Below are 15,103 nucleotides of genomic sequence, written 5' to 3'. Positions count from 1 at the left end.
TAGCATCTTAATTTGGAAGCTGAAAGGTTAATCTATAATTTCAAAACAAAATTATTTTCGGGGTTGTATACCATTATCGACATAGAAACCACTGGCAACGGAATCAAAGGGAACAAGATTACCGAGATTTCCATTTTTAAATATGATGGAAACACTATTGTGGACGAATTCACGAGTTTGGTAAATCCTTTGGCACCAATCCCGTATTTTATTACTGGGTTGACAGGAATTGATGATCAAATGGTGCAAAACGCACCTACTTTTGCTGAAATTTCCCAAAATATTTTAGAGCTCACCGAAAATTGCATTTTTGTCGCCCACTCGGTCAACTTCGATTATGGCGTGATCAAAGAAGAGTTTCGCCAAATTGGGGTGGACTTTACGCGAAAAAAATTGTGTACCGTCCGCTTATCCAGAACTTTGATTCCTGGACTACGTTCCTACAGTTTGGGAAAATTGTGTTCTGCTGTGGATATTCCACTTCAAGATCGTCACCGTGCTCGTGGGGATGCACATGCCACCGTACTTCTTTTTGAAAAATTGTTGAGCTCACCTGATGCCGATACGGTTTTTAAAAAATTCTTGAATGCACGAAGTCAAGAAGCAACACTTCCTCCTCACCTACCGAAATCCGTTTTTGATGCCATTCCCTCCAAATCTGGTATTTATTATTTCAAAAACCAAAAAGGGGAAATCATTTATGTTGGGAAAGCCATCAACCTAAAAAAAAGGGTGTTGGGTCATTTTTACGACAAGAGTAAAAAGGAAATCCAGATGTGCTCGGAAACCACCCATATCGATTTCAAACTTTCAGGAAGCGAATTGGTGGCCTTGCTCATGGAATCCGCTGAAATAAAACGATTGTTCCCGCCCTATAATCGAGCACAAAAACGTACGGTCCGTCAATACGCCATTTTTGAATATGAGGATCGAAATGGAATTTCCCATTTAGCGTTCAACACCCTAAAGGGAATTCCCAGACCACTTAAAATATTTTACAACCAAACCGATTGCAGGGCCTATTTGGAAGAATTGTGCAAGCATTTTTCGCTCTGTCCAAAATATTGCCATTTACAGCAGACGAATACGCCCTGTTCTCATCATTCCATTACCACTTGCGAGGGTATTTGCAGGGGTGAAGAATCGGTAGACGATTACAACGAAAAGGTTAGCCAAGCTGTCGAACATATGAAATTATTGGCTTCGGATGTAAAAGTAATCAAGGAAAAAGGTAGGGATGCAACAGAAAGTGCTGTTGTCCTCATTGCTGATGGATTGTACAAAGGCTATGGCTTTATTGAAAATGATGTTGATATTTCTAACCTAGAGGATATTGAAGCTTTTATAACACCCCAAAAAAACACCATTGAAACTGATGGGATTTTGGCCGCTTACCTATTGAAGCATTCCGAAAGCACCGTTATGACTTCCATAAAATAGAAATGCCCCAAAAACGGGGCATCTCTTCAGAACAAATAACTACAGGTACATATTAGGTAAATTGTGCCGTTTCGGTACTACCTTTCATGGCCATAGTACTCGCCTTACCGGCCGTTACCACATTTTGAACCAAATCAAAATAGGAAGTACCCACGAATCCTTGGTGTTTTACTGCCTTGAAGCCGTCTTTTTGCAGCGCAAATTCCCGCTCTTGCAAAGCAGAATAGCCTGCCATTCCTCTTTCTTTATATGATTTTGACAACTCAAACATGCTGGTATTGAGCGCGTGGAATCCAGCCAAGGTGATAAATTGGAATTTATAGCCAAGCGCCGCCAACTCTTCACGGAACGTTTCCATTTCCTTTTTGCTCAATTTTGCCGCCCAGTTAAAAGATGGGGAGCAATTGTAGGCCAACATTTTGTCTGGATACTTGCTGTGAATACCTTCGGCAAACTTTTTGGCCTGTTGCAAGTCAGGGGTCGAAGTCTCCAACCAAATCAAATCTGCAAAGGGAGCATAGCTCAGTCCACGGTCAATGCCCTGCTCCAATCCATTTTTCACATAAAAAAACCCTTCTGTTGAACGTTCCCCAGTTAAAAACTTATGGTCCCTTGGATCTATATCACTGGTGAGCAAATTCGCGGCGTCAGCATCAGTACGGGCAATAATCACCGTGGGAACGCCCATTACATCGCTGGCCAAACGGGCAGCAATCAATTTATTGATAGCCTCTTGGGTGGGAACCAAAACTTTACCTCCCAAATGCCCACACTTTTTAGCCGAACTCAATTGATCTTCAAAATGTACTCCAGAAGCTCCATTTTCAATCATGGATTTCATAAGCTCAAAGGCATTTAGATTCCCACCGAATCCTGCTTCGGCATCGGCCACAATCGGCACCAGATAATCCTTTTTATCTTGAATTCCATTCACGGTCTGAATTTGATCAGCGCGTAAAAGTGCATTGTTGATACGTTTTACCACCAAGGGAACACTATTGGCTGGATATAGCGACTGGTCAGGATACATTTCCCCCGCCAGATTCGCATCAGCGGCCACTTGCCATCCACTCAAGTAAATGGCATCCAAACCTGCTTCCACTTCTTGAATGGCTTGATTTCCAGTCAAAGCGCCCAGTCCCGCAACGAACTCTTGATCATTGAGCTTGTCCCACAATTTTTCAGCACCCATACGGGCAATGGAATGGTCGATTTCATAAGAACCACGAAGTTTAATCACTTCTTCGGCCGTGTATGGACGTTCTACACCCTTCCATCTAGAATTTACCGTCCAATCGGTAAACAACGCTTGAATTTTTTCCTTTTTTTCCATAATTTTATAATTCGAAATTTGACTTAAATCCCCTTATAATGTTCGCGCATTTAGGGGATTTTCTTATTGTTGTTTTTTCACTCGTTTAAATCTCATCGTAAGCTTTTAAGGTGAGGAATTCCTCAAAGTCTTCAGCCTTGACCAATTGGTCGAACAAAGCGATGGCCTCTTCAAATTTGGTGTTGTGCAAATTGCCCTCGCCTACCAAATGTCTGATCTTGGCCACTTCCTCATCCAAAATAGACTGATAGAGTTCACTGGTCAATTTTCGACCATCATCCAACATGGCATTGAATTTTAGCCATTGCCAAACCTGAGTTCGAGAAATTTCAGCAGTCGCTGCATCTTCCATTAAATTATTGATAGCCACACAACCGTTACCACGAAGCCAAGATTCGAGATACATGATGCCCACGGAAATATTTTTACGCACCCCTTTCTCAGTGATTTCACCCTTGGGCACTGCAATTAAATCAGCAGCAGAAATCCGATCATCTTCCCGAAGCACCACCACCTGATTGGCACTGGGCATATATTTATTGAAAGTTTCCATCGCAATGGGCACCAATCCAGGATGAGCCACCCAAGTGCCATCGTGACCATTCTTAGCTTCTCTTTCCTTATCCAATCGCACCTTTTCCAAAGCGGCTTCATTGGCAACAGGATCATTATTGATCGGAATTTGGGCCGCCATACCTCCAATGGCCAAAATCCCTCTTTTATGGCATCGTTGAATCACCAATTTGGAATAGGCATCCATAAAAGGCACCGTCATGGTCACCTGATCACGGTCGGGCAAAATATATTCTGGATGGTTTCTGAATTTTTTGATGTATGAAAAAATGTAATCCCATCGACCACAGTTCAGCCCAACAATATGGTTTTTGAGCTCATATATGATCTCATCCAATTGAAAACTCGCAGTAATGGTCTCGATCAAAACAGTTGCTTTGAAAGTTCCATCGGAAACATCCAACAATTCCTCAGCAAAGCTGAACACCTCGTTCCACCAACGCGCCTCGGTATAATGTTCCAATTTGGGCAAGTAGAAATACGGGGCTGATTTCCTTTCTTTCAAAATCTTAGTGTTATGAAAAACATAGAGTCCAAAATCTACCAAACTACCCGAAGCTTGCTCTCCATTAATCAGGAGATGTCTTTCATTTAAATGCAATCCCCTTGGACGCACCAAGAGCACAGCAACTTCCTTATTCAACTCGTAGTTTTTTCCCTTTTTGGAATCGAAATAGGTAATGCTACGATTATTGGCGTCGATCAGGTTTTGCTGTCCTTGCATGCAATTGTACCATGTTGGCGCATTGCTATCCTCAAAATCGGCCATAAACGTTTTGGCACCTGAATTCAAGGCGTTGATTACCATTTTCCGTTCCACAGGACCTGTAATCTCGACTCTACGGTCGCGTAAATCTTCTGGAATGTTCTTTACCTTCCATTGTGCGGTTCGTGTGTAGACCGTTTCTTCAGGAAAGTTTGGGGCAATACCCAAGTCGAACTGAGCTTGCCTTTTAGTTCTTTCTTCCAACAATTGCAGTCTAGACTTGTTGAATTTTTGATGTAATGAAACTAAAAATTCAATGGCCTCATCGGTAAGCAATTCTGGATAATAATTTGATACATCCTTTGCAAATTGCAATTCTGTACTGGTGATAACTATTTCTTCCATACCATTTTACATTTTGTTGAACAAGGTTAACGCAAACGTTTGAGAAAAACAAGCGAACGTTCGCTATTTTTATTTATTTCGCTTTTTTTATCAAATTCGCAGAAAAAACTATCTTTGGTTGAGAATATGGAAGAAGAGTACATCAAATTAATATTCGGACTCAAGCTTAAACAGCTGAGAACCAATAAAAAGCTATCCTTATTTGGGCTTTCCAAGCTTTCAGGGCTTTCCAAATCGTATTTAAACGAGATTGAAAAGGGTAAAAAATACCCTAAAACGGACAAGATTGCGCTACTGGCCGAAAAATTGGAAGTCCCTTATGACAGTATGGTATCCCTTAAACTGGATAAAAACTTGGCTCCAGTGGGCGAATTGTTACAATCCAAAGTACTCAAGGAACTACCTTTAGAGTTGTTTGGTATAAAAGAGAGCGATCTTATCGACATTGTTGCGAACGCACCCACCAAGGTGAATGCCTTTATCGCTACCATTATAGAAATTGCCAAACATTACAATTTTGGCAAGGAGAGCTTTTATTTAGCTTCCCTCCGTTCCTTTCAAGAAGCAAGCAATAACTTTTTTCCAGAACTGGAGGAAGCAGTACAAAACTTCAGCAAGGCCTATCAAGTACATTTGAAAAAGTCGCTCAGTTCCAAAGAGCTGGAAGAAATTCTAGTTGAAGAATACGGATACACCATCAACAATGAGGAATTGGGAAAATACTCTGAATTGGACAATCTGCGTTCCATTTTTATTCCCAAAACCAAAACCTTATTGATTGCCGACCATATTGACGAGGCACAACGCACCTTTATATATGCCAAAGAAATTGGGTACAATTACTTAAAAATTGAAGAGCGGCTCTACACTTTTACTTGGATAAAATTCAACAATTTTGATCAGGTACTGAATAATTTCTACGCCTCCTATTTTGCAGGTGCATTGGTAATTCCAAGAGATTTGATTACAAAAGATATTGAGGCATTTTTGGCCAAACCAACTTTTGACAAAACCTTTCTGGCCAATATAAAGAAAAGTTACAATGCTTCTCCTGAATCCATTTACCAACGCTTGACGAATATATTGCCCAACGATTACCAATTGGAGAACCTGTTCTTTTTACGGTTGAGCCACAAGGGCAGCAGCAATCGGTTTGAGATTACCAAAGAGCTCCATTTAACGCACCAACATTCCCCTCACGGAAATGAAACCAACGAAAAATACTGTAGGCGATGGGTGTCCATTCGGGTGTTGCAAGACATTGCCAAAAGCTCGGAGGAACATTTAATGGATGTTCAGATTTCCCATTACCCTTCCGATGGGCTTTCCTATTTGATTTTTTCAAGCGCTACGGCCGACCCTTTTAAAAAGGATATGTACCGAAGTGTAAGTCTTGGGTTGTTGATCAACAATGAGCTTAAAAAGAAAGTGAAATTCTTGGACGACCCTGCCATAAAAACCTATGATGTTGGGGTGACCTGTGAACGCTGTGCCATTCCCGATTGTGCGGTTAGGCAATCTGCACCAACGATCCTGGAGCGACAGAAAAAATACGCAACTACGGAGGATGTGGTTGCTAAATTGCAGGAGAAATTAAGTTAACCCGTGTCCATTATATCGATTTTTTTCTTGGTTTGAATTGAAGCTGTTTATCTTTCAAGATATAAATAATCAGACCACCTATGAAAAAACGACTATCTATTATAATACCAATTATTGCATTAAATATTTCATGTAACCAATCAGTATCAACAAACCCCGAAAAACAACAAAATAAGTCAAAAGTTGAAATACAGAAAGAATCTGAATCTCTCAACAAAATTAAGAATGAACAATTTATTCAAAATGATAGTTTGGCTTATGCATTTGAAGCAGAATTAGAAGTTTTAGCTACAACTAGTCCAAAATTTAGCTTAAAAGTGAGACCCTATCAGAATCATCATGATGAAAATGTGATTGACACTATTAAAACTTATAAATTCGATAAAACTGAATTGGAATTTTACAAAGCATCAAATTGGGAACATATCATTGGTGGAGTTATCAAGAATTCAGAAATTTATCTTGGAGATTCTATTAAAGTTGGAATTACAAAAGCGACTCTTGGAAAGAAATTAAATATCAGTATAAATTCAGATATAGTGCAACTTGGCAACCTTGAACAAACTTCATTGTTCATCTTTGAATTTAATAACGATGTTTTAAATACAATTAAATTCGAGGGCTACTTTGATTAATCAATATTTGATTTATAACTCGAAACAAGGAATTGTCAAAGTTCCAATCATAAAACCTGTGGCATTAACTTTACTTTAAAAACTGACTCCTCTCCTACTTCTTGAAATCCTTGATCTAAGTTCACTTGTTCCACTGCATAAGGGTAAAATGAAATAGGCTCGATACAGACCATATTCCGCACCGCGGTCCAACACATAAAATTCCCAAAACCTTCAGTAGTGATGGTAATTTCCTTTTCATCCTTTAGGGTAATGGAAGTGCAATCTGGCACTTGCAAGGCACGACTTCCTACCGCCAACACCTCATCCAAGGTAATTTCTTTATTGTTAGCTACGATAATTGGTGATTCCGAATACAATTTAAATGCAGGATGATAGCCCAACATAAAGGGCATATCGGTTTCTTCTGTGATTTTAAAAGTCACTTCCAGTCCAGTTTCGGTCAAATGGTATGATTTTTCAAATTGAAAATCATACGGCCAAGACATCAAAGGTTCAGTTGACTTTTCGGGATATTTTGAATTCTTGATTTCGGTACCTGCTTTGTAGTTTTTTTGAAAAACGGCTGTCGTTTCACTTTGTGAAATCAATTTGTAATCAAATTGGCGCAATAAACCATGTTGATCTTGAATGGCATCACCTTTAGGCGTACTCACCCTAAAATTCGCTTGATCTACAGGACCAATTATGGGAAACATTTCCGTGTCGGAACTTCCCCAACCTGGACTTCCCTTTTGGTGGATGAACTCATGACCGTCCACTACATAACCTACCAATTCGCCTTTATCGATGCTAACGCTGGCTTGTTTGTTTTTTAATTCAACCATTATTTGGAGTTGATTAAACGATAGATCATAATGGCCGTACGTTTGGTCAAAGCCTCAATCGTATTAAGATTTACAGTTTCTTGAGGCGTGTGTGCACCAGATCCCATGGTTCCCAAGCCATCTAATCCATCTACATATTCAGCTACAAAAGACAAATCGGCAGCGCCACGTCTTCCTGGGTCGTAGGCCAAAACTTCTCCCTGGTCCAAATCCAAACTTACTTGGTTGAATTGACTTAATAGCGCCAAATTCCCCTCAGTTGGGCCCATCGCTGGGTAGCTATCTGTAAAGCTTACAGTTGCTGAAGTCTGTGGTAAATTATTGGCCACAATTTCCCTCATTTTAGCTCTAGCACGTTCTTTTTGTTCTTCAGAAATAAATCGAAGTCCACCTTTTACAACAGCTTTTTGGGCCACCACATTGGTTTTCCCAAAGGCATCACCCTTGCTGGTCAACTCATCATAATTCACAAAAGTACCACCCAACATCACGCCAGGGTTAAAGGTCAACAAGTCTTCACCTTTTACTTCGGTATAAAATTGGTGCAGGATTCTGGACATTTCGAAAATGGCTCCCGCTCCTGTATTTTCACTAAAAATTCCCGAAGAGTGGGCACGTTTTCCCTCTACCTCAACAGACCATCCTGAAGCGCCTCTTCTGGCCACTGTGGCATAATTAAATCCAGTGGAGCTCTCAAAACCTAGGGCAATATCACTACGCTTGGCCGCGTCAATCAAATCTTTCCTACTGATTGACAACGGCTTTCCAGTACTTTCTTCATCCCCTGTGTAAGCCACAATAATTTGTGCATCTTTCAAAAGTCCATTTTCCTCAAGGGCCTTTAAGGCATACAACATGATCACATCGCCACCTTTCATATCATTACCTCCAGGCGCATGGGCGGTGCTATCGTTCACCATTTCAAAAGTTTGAAACGGACTATCTTCCTCAAAAACAGTATCCAAATGACCAATAAGCAAAAGCTTCTTTCCTTTGGTTCCTTTAGTTTCTGCAAACAAATGCCCTCCACGGTGCATTTCGGCAGGCATTTCAATCCAAGTGGTTTCAAATCCAATATTATCAAAAGCATCCTTGAACACCATTCCCACTTCTTTAACACCTTTGGCGTTTAAAGTCCCACTGTTGATGTTGACCACTTTTTCCAAAAATCCAACGGCCTCTCCACTGTTTTTCTCAATGGTGGAAACAATCTTTTTTTCGGTTCTACTTAGTTTTTGGGCTGAAACGGTTACGGCTAGCAATAGCGCGAATAGGGTTGAAATCTTCTGAAAAGTCATGTTGGTTATTTTGCTGCCCAAGTTATCAATTTATGCAGTAAATACCTCGTGGATGCTATTCAAATTGGATGGCTTTAACAGGCGTAATTTTGGTAATGATGTAGGATGGAACCAAAAGCATGAGTAAACAGAGCAGCATTACTCCAATATTCAATAAAAGGACGGTCATCACATCCATGTGCACGGGAATGTACTCGATGTAATATTCCTCAGGATTGGGAAATTTGAACATTCGGAATTTTTCCTGAAGAAAAATGAAGCCCAAACCAATAAGATTGCCCCAAAACAATCCTTTGGCGATCAGATAGGCTGCATTGTACAAAAACACTTTTCGAATACTCCAATTGGCAGAACCAAGGGCTTTTAAAATCCCGATCATTTGGGTTCGCTCCAAAATAAGAACCAGTAAAGCTGTGATCATATTGATTCCTCCCACAATGATCATGATCCCTATGATCAAGGCAATATTAAAATCAAAAAGTCCTATCCACTCAAAAATGCGGAAATATTTGTTTTTGATGTTTTGCGAATCCAAATCGGATGGAGTGTTATTGTAGATTTCATTGCTTTTCGCATCCAATTGGTCAAAATCGTCCAAAAAGACCTCAAAATTTCCAATTTCATCTTCTTCCCACTTGTTCATGCGTTGAATATGGCGAATATCCACAAACACATAGGTCTCATCAAATTCCTCGAAACCGCTATCGTAAATCCCAACAATCGTAAAACGACGATTGTTCGGCACTTGGGAGGCATCCCCATCTTTCAAGAAAAAAGAAAAGAAATCATTCTCAACCTTCAATTGCAAACGATTGGCCATGATGCTCGAAATCAAAACTTCCTCGTTCAATTTTCCAGAATAATCGGGCAATCGACCATCAACCAAATATTCTTCAAAAGTGCTCCAGTCGTAATCGGTGCCCACTCCTTTGGCGAGCATTCCCTCAAATGTATCTTCGGTGCGGATAATACCACCTTTGGTGGCCACGGCCTGCACATGGCGAACTCCCTCTACATTTTTGAACTCTGGATAAAAATCTTGGTGGATGGATATGGGCATCACCGACACCTCAGAAGTATTGTTGTCGAAACTGGAAATTTGAATATGCCCGTTGAACGCGGAGACTTTTTCCCGCACTTTGATTTTAAGGCCCACACCCGTAGCAATGGCGATGAGCATCATTACCACACCAATGGCAATTGCCGCAACCGCAATTTTTATAATAGGGGCGGAAATGCTAATTTTATGTTCCTTCCCTGTGATCAGGCGTTTGGCAATAAATAACTCTAAATTCAACGAATGCCCATTTTATCTGTTTTCAAAAGTACAGTTTTATTGTTGTTTTTGATATTTTCTTCCTGCAAAGGCCAAGAAAAGGAAGACACCTCAGCCGAATTGAATTCGAAACCTGTTCCTGAAATTAAAGTTGCCGCCAACCGAACGGAGGCTTATCTACCATTGTTGAAAGATAAAAAAGTGGGCATTGTGGCCAATCCTACCAGTGTGATTTTTAAAGAAGCGGGATATACCCATTTGGTGGATTCACTTTTGTCATTGAATGTTACGATTCAAAAAGTGTTCTCACCAGAACATGGATTTCGAGGTACTGCAGATGCTGGGGAGCATGTGAAAGATGGGGTTGATTCCCAAACAGGATTGCCCATTATTTCGCTGTATGGTAAAAACAGAAAACCATCTTCCGAACAATTGGCCGACCTCGATGTGATGGTTTTTGACATTCAAGATGTAGGAGTTCGTTTTTACACCTTTATTGCCAGTTTGCAATTAGTGATGGAAGCCTGTGCCGAGGCAGATTTACCCATTATTGTTTTGGACCGACCCAACCCAAACGGACATTACGTAGATGGACCAACCATGATGGAGGAACACACCAGTTATTTGGGCATGAATCCCATTCCTTTGGTATATGGGATGACCATTGGGGAATATGCAAATCTTTTGAACGGTGAAGGTTGGTTGGAAAATGGCATCAAAGCTAATCTGACCGTCATTGAATTAGAAAACTACACCCATGAATCATCATATCATTTACCGATAAGACCATCCCCGAATTTACCCAATGATATTTCCATAACCCTATACCCCAGTTTAGGACTTTTTGAGGGCACCAATGTGAATGCAGGACGAGGAACGGAATTTCAGTTTCAACGGTATGGTGCTTCTTTTTTGGATAGTACCCAATATGATTTCAGTTATGTTCCCGAGCCTAATTTCGGTTCAAAATATCCAAAAGAGGAGGGCAAAACCTGTTATGGAAAGGATTTATCACAAACGGAACGCATGAACGAAGTAACCATGGAATGGGTGATAGATGCCTACCAAAACTCCGTTGATAAATCGAAATTCTTTTTAACCAGCGGATTTACCAAGCATGCGGGTACGCCTTTGCTGCAACAACAAATTGAACAGGGCATGACCAATGAAGAAATCAAAGCTACGTGGCAAGACGATTTGAACAACTTCAAAAAAATACGCGCGAAGTATTTGATCTACGATTAGTTAATCATTTTCTTGACTCGAATTGCTCGAATTCAATCGAATGTTCAAGTTGTCACATCGAGCGCAGTCGAGATGTCCTAGAAAATGAAGATTTCTCAATCGAAGCAAAGCTTCTTATATCGAAATGACAGTTATCCCTCAGTGGTTGGTCTTCGGTATTTATGAAAAGGTTGCTTCAACAATCCCTTGATACTGCTATTTTCCTTTTCATCGGGGAAAGTGTCCACCCCATAAACAATGTCCTTAACATCTAAATACATGTAGGTACCAAAAAGTCTATCCCAAATGGAGAAAATATTTCCATAATTGGAATCCGTGTAGGGCAATTGGTAATGATGATGCACTTTGTGCATATCTGGGCTCACGATGAACCAACTGATGGCATTGTCCACCTTTTTGGGTAATCGAATATTGGCATGGTTAAACTGAGAAAACACCACCGAAAGACTCTGGTACAACATGATTATTCCAATAGGCGCTCCAACTAGCAAAACTCCAGTTAACGTAAAAATATAACGGATTAAGCTTTCCAAAGGATGATGTCTGTTTGCCGTTGTAGTGTCTACATTATGATCGGAATGATGCACCAAATGCACCATCCAAAGCGGTTTCACCTTATGTTCCACCCAATGCGCTGCATAGGCACCAACCAAATCGAGCAACATTACACCCAGCAAAACATATAACCATAAAGGCATTTCAGGCAACCAATTAATGATCCCAAACTGATTTTCCACCGCCCAATCGGAAGATTTCAACAGCAAAAATGCCAACGGAAAATTGACAACAATCGTAGTCATTGTAAAAAAGAAATTGGGAACGGAATGCCGCCATTTTTTATAGGGCACATTAAAAAGGGGCACTATGCCCTCCAAAATCCAAAAAAAGGTGATGCCCCCAACCAGAATAAGGCTTCGGTGCCAAGATGGGATGGTCTCGAAATAAGAAATAAGCTGTTCCATGCCCTCAAAATATGAAAAAACCTCAAATCTTGATGGATTTTTTCATCGCCTCCACAATATTGAAAGCGGCTGGACAAATGGCCACATTTTTTAAAGTGAGGTTACTGATCTGTTGGAATTTTTTACGATCCGTATGCGGAAACTCACGACAGGCTTTGGGTCGCACTTCATAAATGGAGCAGTAATTATCGGCTCCCAAAAAAGTACAGGGCACACTTTGCAACACATAATCATTTTCTTCATCGACCCGCAAATAGGTGTCGATAAATTGGGAGGGTTTCATTCTAAAATGTTTGGCGATTCGCTCCACATCGGCATTGGTAAAAAGAGGTCCTGTGGTTTTACAGCAATTGGCACATTCCAAACAATCCGTGCGCTCAAACTCCTCATGGTGCAATTCCTGCATCACATAATCCAAGTTTTTGGGCGGCTTCTTCTTCAATTTGCTGAAGAACTTTTTATTCTCCGCATGCTTCTCTTTTGCCTTATTGGGCAATTCCCTTAAAATATCCTCCATAACAGGACAAACTTATCCATTTTAAACCTTTCAAAGCAATTAAAGTCCCACCTTTGCAAAAAACAACGTCGACCATGCCAGATGTTTTTGGAAAAGCCTTGCTGGATTTTCAAGAAGGCAACTATACAGAAGATATCACCACATATTCATCTTTAGATGAAGAAGATGTTATTCCTGTTCCTTACCTGTTTAGGGATTTTAAAGACATGCCCAAAATCGAGCAAAAAGCCTTGCAAATGGCCCGAGGAAAAGTGTTGGATATTGGATGTGGTGCTGGAAGTCATTCCCTCTACTTACAAAAGAAAGGATTGGCCGTTACCGCTTTGGACAATTCTGAGGGAGCTATTAAAGTTTCCAAAGAAAGAGGGGTGAATTCTACCGTTCAATGTGATATTATGGAGTATTCCGAGGAGCAGTTCGACACCTTGCTTTTACTGATGAACGGAATCGGTTTAGCGGGCAAATTGAAGAACTTAACCTCATTTTTGACACATTTGGCCTCATTATTGATGCCCAATGGTCAAATATTGCTAGATTCCAGCGATATTATTTACATGTTCGAGGAAGATGAAGATGGAGGCTATTGGATTCCGAATGATGGGAATTATTATGGTGAAGTAGAATTCACAATGGCCTATAAAGGTTTGCAAAGCGAACCTTTTGACTGGGTCTATGTGGATTACAATACCCTACAAAATGCGGCATTCGCCAACGGATTGGATTGTGAACTGATTGTTGAGGGAGAACATTACGACTATTTGGCTATACTAACATTGAAAAAACAATAGATTCCTCTTTGGAACGTTGTATTTTATATTTGCTACAATGAAAAAGAAAATTGCTTTCACCTTACTATCAGGACTTTTGATGCTGTTCTCCTGCTCAAAAGATTCTGAAGTTACTCCGTCAGGCTCGAATGCCACTATTGATAAATCGGGCAACCGATTATCCACTGGCGCTTCCGCAAGAGATTTGTTATCCAATGCCGATTACGATAAATTGTTGATAGAAATCGATTACGTTACAGGTTTTGCACCCACTGCAGAAGCCATTGCCAACTTTGAAGAATTTTTATTGGCTCGCACATTCAAACAAACTATCGAATTCAAATACACCTCTCTTGCCTCTCCAAATGAGGAAACATTGACTTTGGAAGAGATTGTTGATTTGGAAACTGAAAACAGAGATGAGTTCAATGATGGAACTACCTTGGCCATACATTTATATTTTGCCGATGCCCCAGCCGATAGCGACAATGATGAAGAAGGCTTGGTTACTTTGGGTGCGGTTTATAGAAACACTTCCATGGTGATTTACGAATCTACCGTGCAACAAATGGGAAATAATAGCTCTGCGGTAACTGTGTCCGATGTGGAAACTGCAACTTTATTGCACGAATTTGGACACTTGTTCGGTTTAGTAAATTTGAGCACCACATCAGTGAACGAGCATGAGGACCCCGACGCTGAAAATCATTGTAATGTTGAAGGATGCTTAATGCGTGCCGAGCTGCAGTTTGGAACTTCTTTGCTCAAACAAATGGAATCACGTGCCTCCAAAGGGTTGGCTTCCATCCCTGATTTTGATGCAGAATGCCTATTGGATCTTCAGAAATACGGTGGGCGTTAATCTTTTTAGCTTAAGGAATATTCAAATATTTATGGGTCTGCAGGGATACTTTCCATTTGGGATTTTCCATTACGTAATCCACAATCATAGGAACCATTTTATCGCGAACACTCCATTCGGGTTGTAAATATAAAATGCAGTTCTCACCCACTTGGGCAGCTTGCTCTTCAGCAAAAATAAAATCGTGCTTGTTGTAAACAATGACCTTTAGCTCATCCGCTTTTTCATAAATCTCGCCAACAGGAAGTTTGTTCTTTTTGGGCGATAAACAAATCCAATCCCAAACCCCAGTTAACGGATAGGCACCAGAAGTTTCAATATGGGTCTTCATGTTTTTGGCCTTTAGACCTTCTGTTAACGGCCCCATATCCCAAGTCAAGGGTTCTCCACCCGTGATCACAATGGTATCGGAATATTTTTCGGCATTGGAAATAATGCTCTCGATAGCTGTCGGAGGATGCGTTTCCGCATTCCAGCTTTCCTTCACATCACACCAATGGCAACCCACATCGCAACCGCCCACTCTTATAAAATAAGCAGCCGTTCCTTTGTGATAGCCTTCTCCTTGAATGGTGTAAAATTCTTCCATCAAGGGCAGCATTACTCCCTTATTAACCAATTCCATCACGTTTTCTTCAACCATGATGCAAAGATA

General features: G+C 40.6%; 14 protein-coding genes. 6 read left to right on the top strand and 8 right to left on the bottom strand.

Annotation, left to right across the window (positions count from 1 at the left end; genetic code table 11):
- Positions 1–63 precede the first annotated feature (63 nt).
- Positions 64–1,440, top strand: coding sequence for an exonuclease domain-containing protein (locus tag BLQ18_RS07385; protein ID WP_090297393.1), 1,377 nt, complete (start codon positions 64–66; stop codon positions 1,438–1,440).
- Positions 1,441–1,492: 52 nt separating this feature from the next.
- Here the strand turns inward: BLQ18_RS07385 and aceA are convergent, their stop codons facing one another.
- Both aceA and aceB read right to left on the bottom strand, forming a co-directional pair.
- On the bottom strand, positions 1,493–2,773 hold the full coding sequence (aceA, locus tag BLQ18_RS07380) for an isocitrate lyase (protein WP_417935101.1): 1,281 nt from the start codon (positions 2,771–2,773) through the stop codon (positions 1,493–1,495).
- 85 nt (positions 2,774–2,858) lie between these two features.
- Positions 2,859–4,457 carry a malate synthase A gene (gene aceB, locus BLQ18_RS07375; protein WP_090293810.1) on the bottom strand — a complete coding sequence of 533 codons (1,599 nt, stop codon included), beginning with the start codon at positions 4,455–4,457 and terminating at the stop codon, positions 2,859–2,861.
- A 126-nt stretch (positions 4,458–4,583) separates the two neighbouring features.
- Between aceB and BLQ18_RS07370 the strand changes: the two genes are divergently transcribed.
- Both BLQ18_RS07370 and BLQ18_RS07365 read left to right on the top strand, forming a co-directional pair.
- A complete protein-coding gene (locus tag BLQ18_RS07370) occupies positions 4,584–6,059 on the top strand; it encodes a helix-turn-helix domain-containing protein (RefSeq protein ID WP_090297390.1) in 1,476 nt (491 codons plus the stop codon).
- Positions 6,060–6,139: 80 nt separating this feature from the next.
- Positions 6,140–6,694 carry a hypothetical protein gene (locus BLQ18_RS07365; RefSeq protein ID WP_090293809.1) on the top strand — a complete coding sequence of 185 codons (555 nt, stop codon included), beginning with the start codon at positions 6,140–6,142 and terminating at the stop codon, positions 6,692–6,694.
- A gap of 47 nt (positions 6,695–6,741) precedes the next feature.
- Here BLQ18_RS07365 and BLQ18_RS07360 read toward each other — a convergent pair whose 3' ends face one another.
- From BLQ18_RS07360 to BLQ18_RS07350, 3 genes are read right to left on the bottom strand one after another with little or no spacing between them, the layout of a single operon-like run.
- Positions 6,742–7,521: an aldose 1-epimerase gene (locus BLQ18_RS07360; protein WP_090293808.1), complete on the bottom strand. Its 780-nt coding sequence runs from the start codon at positions 7,519–7,521 to the stop codon at positions 6,742–6,744.
- Positions 7,521–8,819: a M20/M25/M40 family metallo-hydrolase gene (locus BLQ18_RS07355; protein ID WP_090293807.1), complete on the bottom strand. Its 1,299-nt coding sequence runs from the start codon at positions 8,817–8,819 to the stop codon at positions 7,521–7,523. Before BLQ18_RS07355 ends, BLQ18_RS07360 begins: the two co-directional genes overlap by 1 nt.
- 55 nt (positions 8,820–8,874) lie before the next feature.
- Complete coding sequence (locus tag BLQ18_RS07350; RefSeq protein WP_090293806.1) at positions 8,875–10,116, bottom strand: ABC transporter permease; 1,242 nt, start codon at positions 10,114–10,116, stop codon at positions 8,875–8,877.
- A gap of 3 nt (positions 10,117–10,119) precedes the next feature.
- On the opposite strand from BLQ18_RS07350, the gene BLQ18_RS07345 reads away from it, so the two are divergent.
- Positions 10,120–11,340, top strand: coding sequence for an exo-beta-N-acetylmuramidase NamZ family protein (locus tag BLQ18_RS07345; RefSeq protein WP_090293805.1), 1,221 nt, complete (start codon positions 10,120–10,122; stop codon positions 11,338–11,340).
- A gap of 131 nt (positions 11,341–11,471) precedes the next feature.
- Here the strand turns inward: BLQ18_RS07345 and BLQ18_RS07340 are convergent, their stop codons facing one another.
- A complete protein-coding gene (locus BLQ18_RS07340) occupies positions 11,472–12,302 on the bottom strand; it encodes a sterol desaturase family protein (RefSeq protein ID WP_090293804.1) in 831 nt (276 codons plus the stop codon).
- A gap of 22 nt (positions 12,303–12,324) precedes the next feature.
- Positions 12,325–12,819 carry a YkgJ family cysteine cluster protein gene (locus BLQ18_RS07335; RefSeq protein ID WP_090293803.1) on the bottom strand — a complete coding sequence of 165 codons (495 nt, stop codon included), beginning with the start codon at positions 12,817–12,819 and terminating at the stop codon, positions 12,325–12,327.
- A 74-nt stretch (positions 12,820–12,893) separates the two neighbouring features.
- On the opposite strand from BLQ18_RS07335, the gene BLQ18_RS07330 reads away from it, so the two are divergent.
- Together BLQ18_RS07330 and BLQ18_RS07325 are read left to right on the top strand one after the other, a co-directional pair.
- Positions 12,894–13,607, top strand: a complete 714-nt coding sequence (locus tag BLQ18_RS07330) for a class I SAM-dependent methyltransferase (protein WP_090293802.1) — start codon at positions 12,894–12,896, stop codon at positions 13,605–13,607.
- 37 nt (positions 13,608–13,644) lie between these two features.
- Positions 13,645–14,448, top strand: a complete 804-nt coding sequence (locus BLQ18_RS07325) for a hypothetical protein (protein WP_090293801.1) — start codon at positions 13,645–13,647, stop codon at positions 14,446–14,448.
- A 10-nt stretch (positions 14,449–14,458) separates the two neighbouring features.
- Here BLQ18_RS07325 and BLQ18_RS07320 read toward each other — a convergent pair whose 3' ends face one another.
- Positions 14,459–15,091, bottom strand: coding sequence for a 7-carboxy-7-deazaguanine synthase QueE (locus BLQ18_RS07320; protein ID WP_090293800.1), 633 nt, complete (start codon positions 15,089–15,091; stop codon positions 14,459–14,461).
- Positions 15,092–15,103 lie beyond the last annotated feature (12 nt).

The sequence above is a fragment of the Flagellimonas zhangzhouensis genome, from assembly GCF_900102925.1.
GTDB lineage: Bacteria > Bacteroidota > Bacteroidia > Flavobacteriales > Flavobacteriaceae > Flagellimonas > Flagellimonas zhangzhouensis.
This window is presented reverse-complemented; position numbering and strand designations above follow the sequence as displayed.

What these genes read in the sequence shown, in the direction of transcription:
- aceB (WP_090293810.1), bottom strand. Translation starts at nt 4,457, where the DNA reads ATGGAAGAAATAGTTATCACCAGTACAGAATTGCAATTTGCAAAGGAT.
- BLQ18_RS07365 (WP_090293809.1), top strand. Translation starts at nt 6,140, where the DNA reads ATGAAAAAACGACTATCTATTATAATACCAATTATTGCATTAAATATT.
- BLQ18_RS07320 (WP_090293800.1), bottom strand. Translation starts at nt 15,091, where the DNA reads ATGGTTGAAGAAAACGTGATGGAATTGGTTAATAAGGGAGTAATGCTG.
- BLQ18_RS07355 (WP_090293807.1), bottom strand. Translation starts at nt 8,819, where the DNA reads ATGACTTTTCAGAAGATTTCAACCCTATTCGCGCTATTGCTAGCCGTA.
- BLQ18_RS07330 (WP_090293802.1), top strand. Translation starts at nt 12,894, where the DNA reads ATGCCAGATGTTTTTGGAAAAGCCTTGCTGGATTTTCAAGAAGGCAAC.
- BLQ18_RS07360 (WP_090293808.1), bottom strand. Translation starts at nt 7,521, where the DNA reads ATGGTTGAATTAAAAAACAAACAAGCCAGCGTTAGCATCGATAAAGGC.
- BLQ18_RS07325 (WP_090293801.1), top strand. Translation starts at nt 13,645, where the DNA reads ATGAAAAAGAAAATTGCTTTCACCTTACTATCAGGACTTTTGATGCTG.
- BLQ18_RS07345 (WP_090293805.1), top strand. Translation starts at nt 10,120, where the DNA reads ATGCCCATTTTATCTGTTTTCAAAAGTACAGTTTTATTGTTGTTTTTG.
- BLQ18_RS07340 (WP_090293804.1), bottom strand. Translation starts at nt 12,302, where the DNA reads ATGGAACAGCTTATTTCTTATTTCGAGACCATCCCATCTTGGCACCGA.
- BLQ18_RS07370 (WP_090297390.1), top strand. Translation starts at nt 4,584, where the DNA reads ATGGAAGAAGAGTACATCAAATTAATATTCGGACTCAAGCTTAAACAG.
- BLQ18_RS07335 (WP_090293803.1), bottom strand. Translation starts at nt 12,819, where the DNA reads ATGGAGGATATTTTAAGGGAATTGCCCAATAAGGCAAAAGAGAAGCAT.
- aceA (WP_417935101.1), bottom strand. Translation starts at nt 2,773, where the DNA reads ATGGAAAAAAAGGAAAAAATTCAAGCGTTGTTTACCGATTGGACGGTA.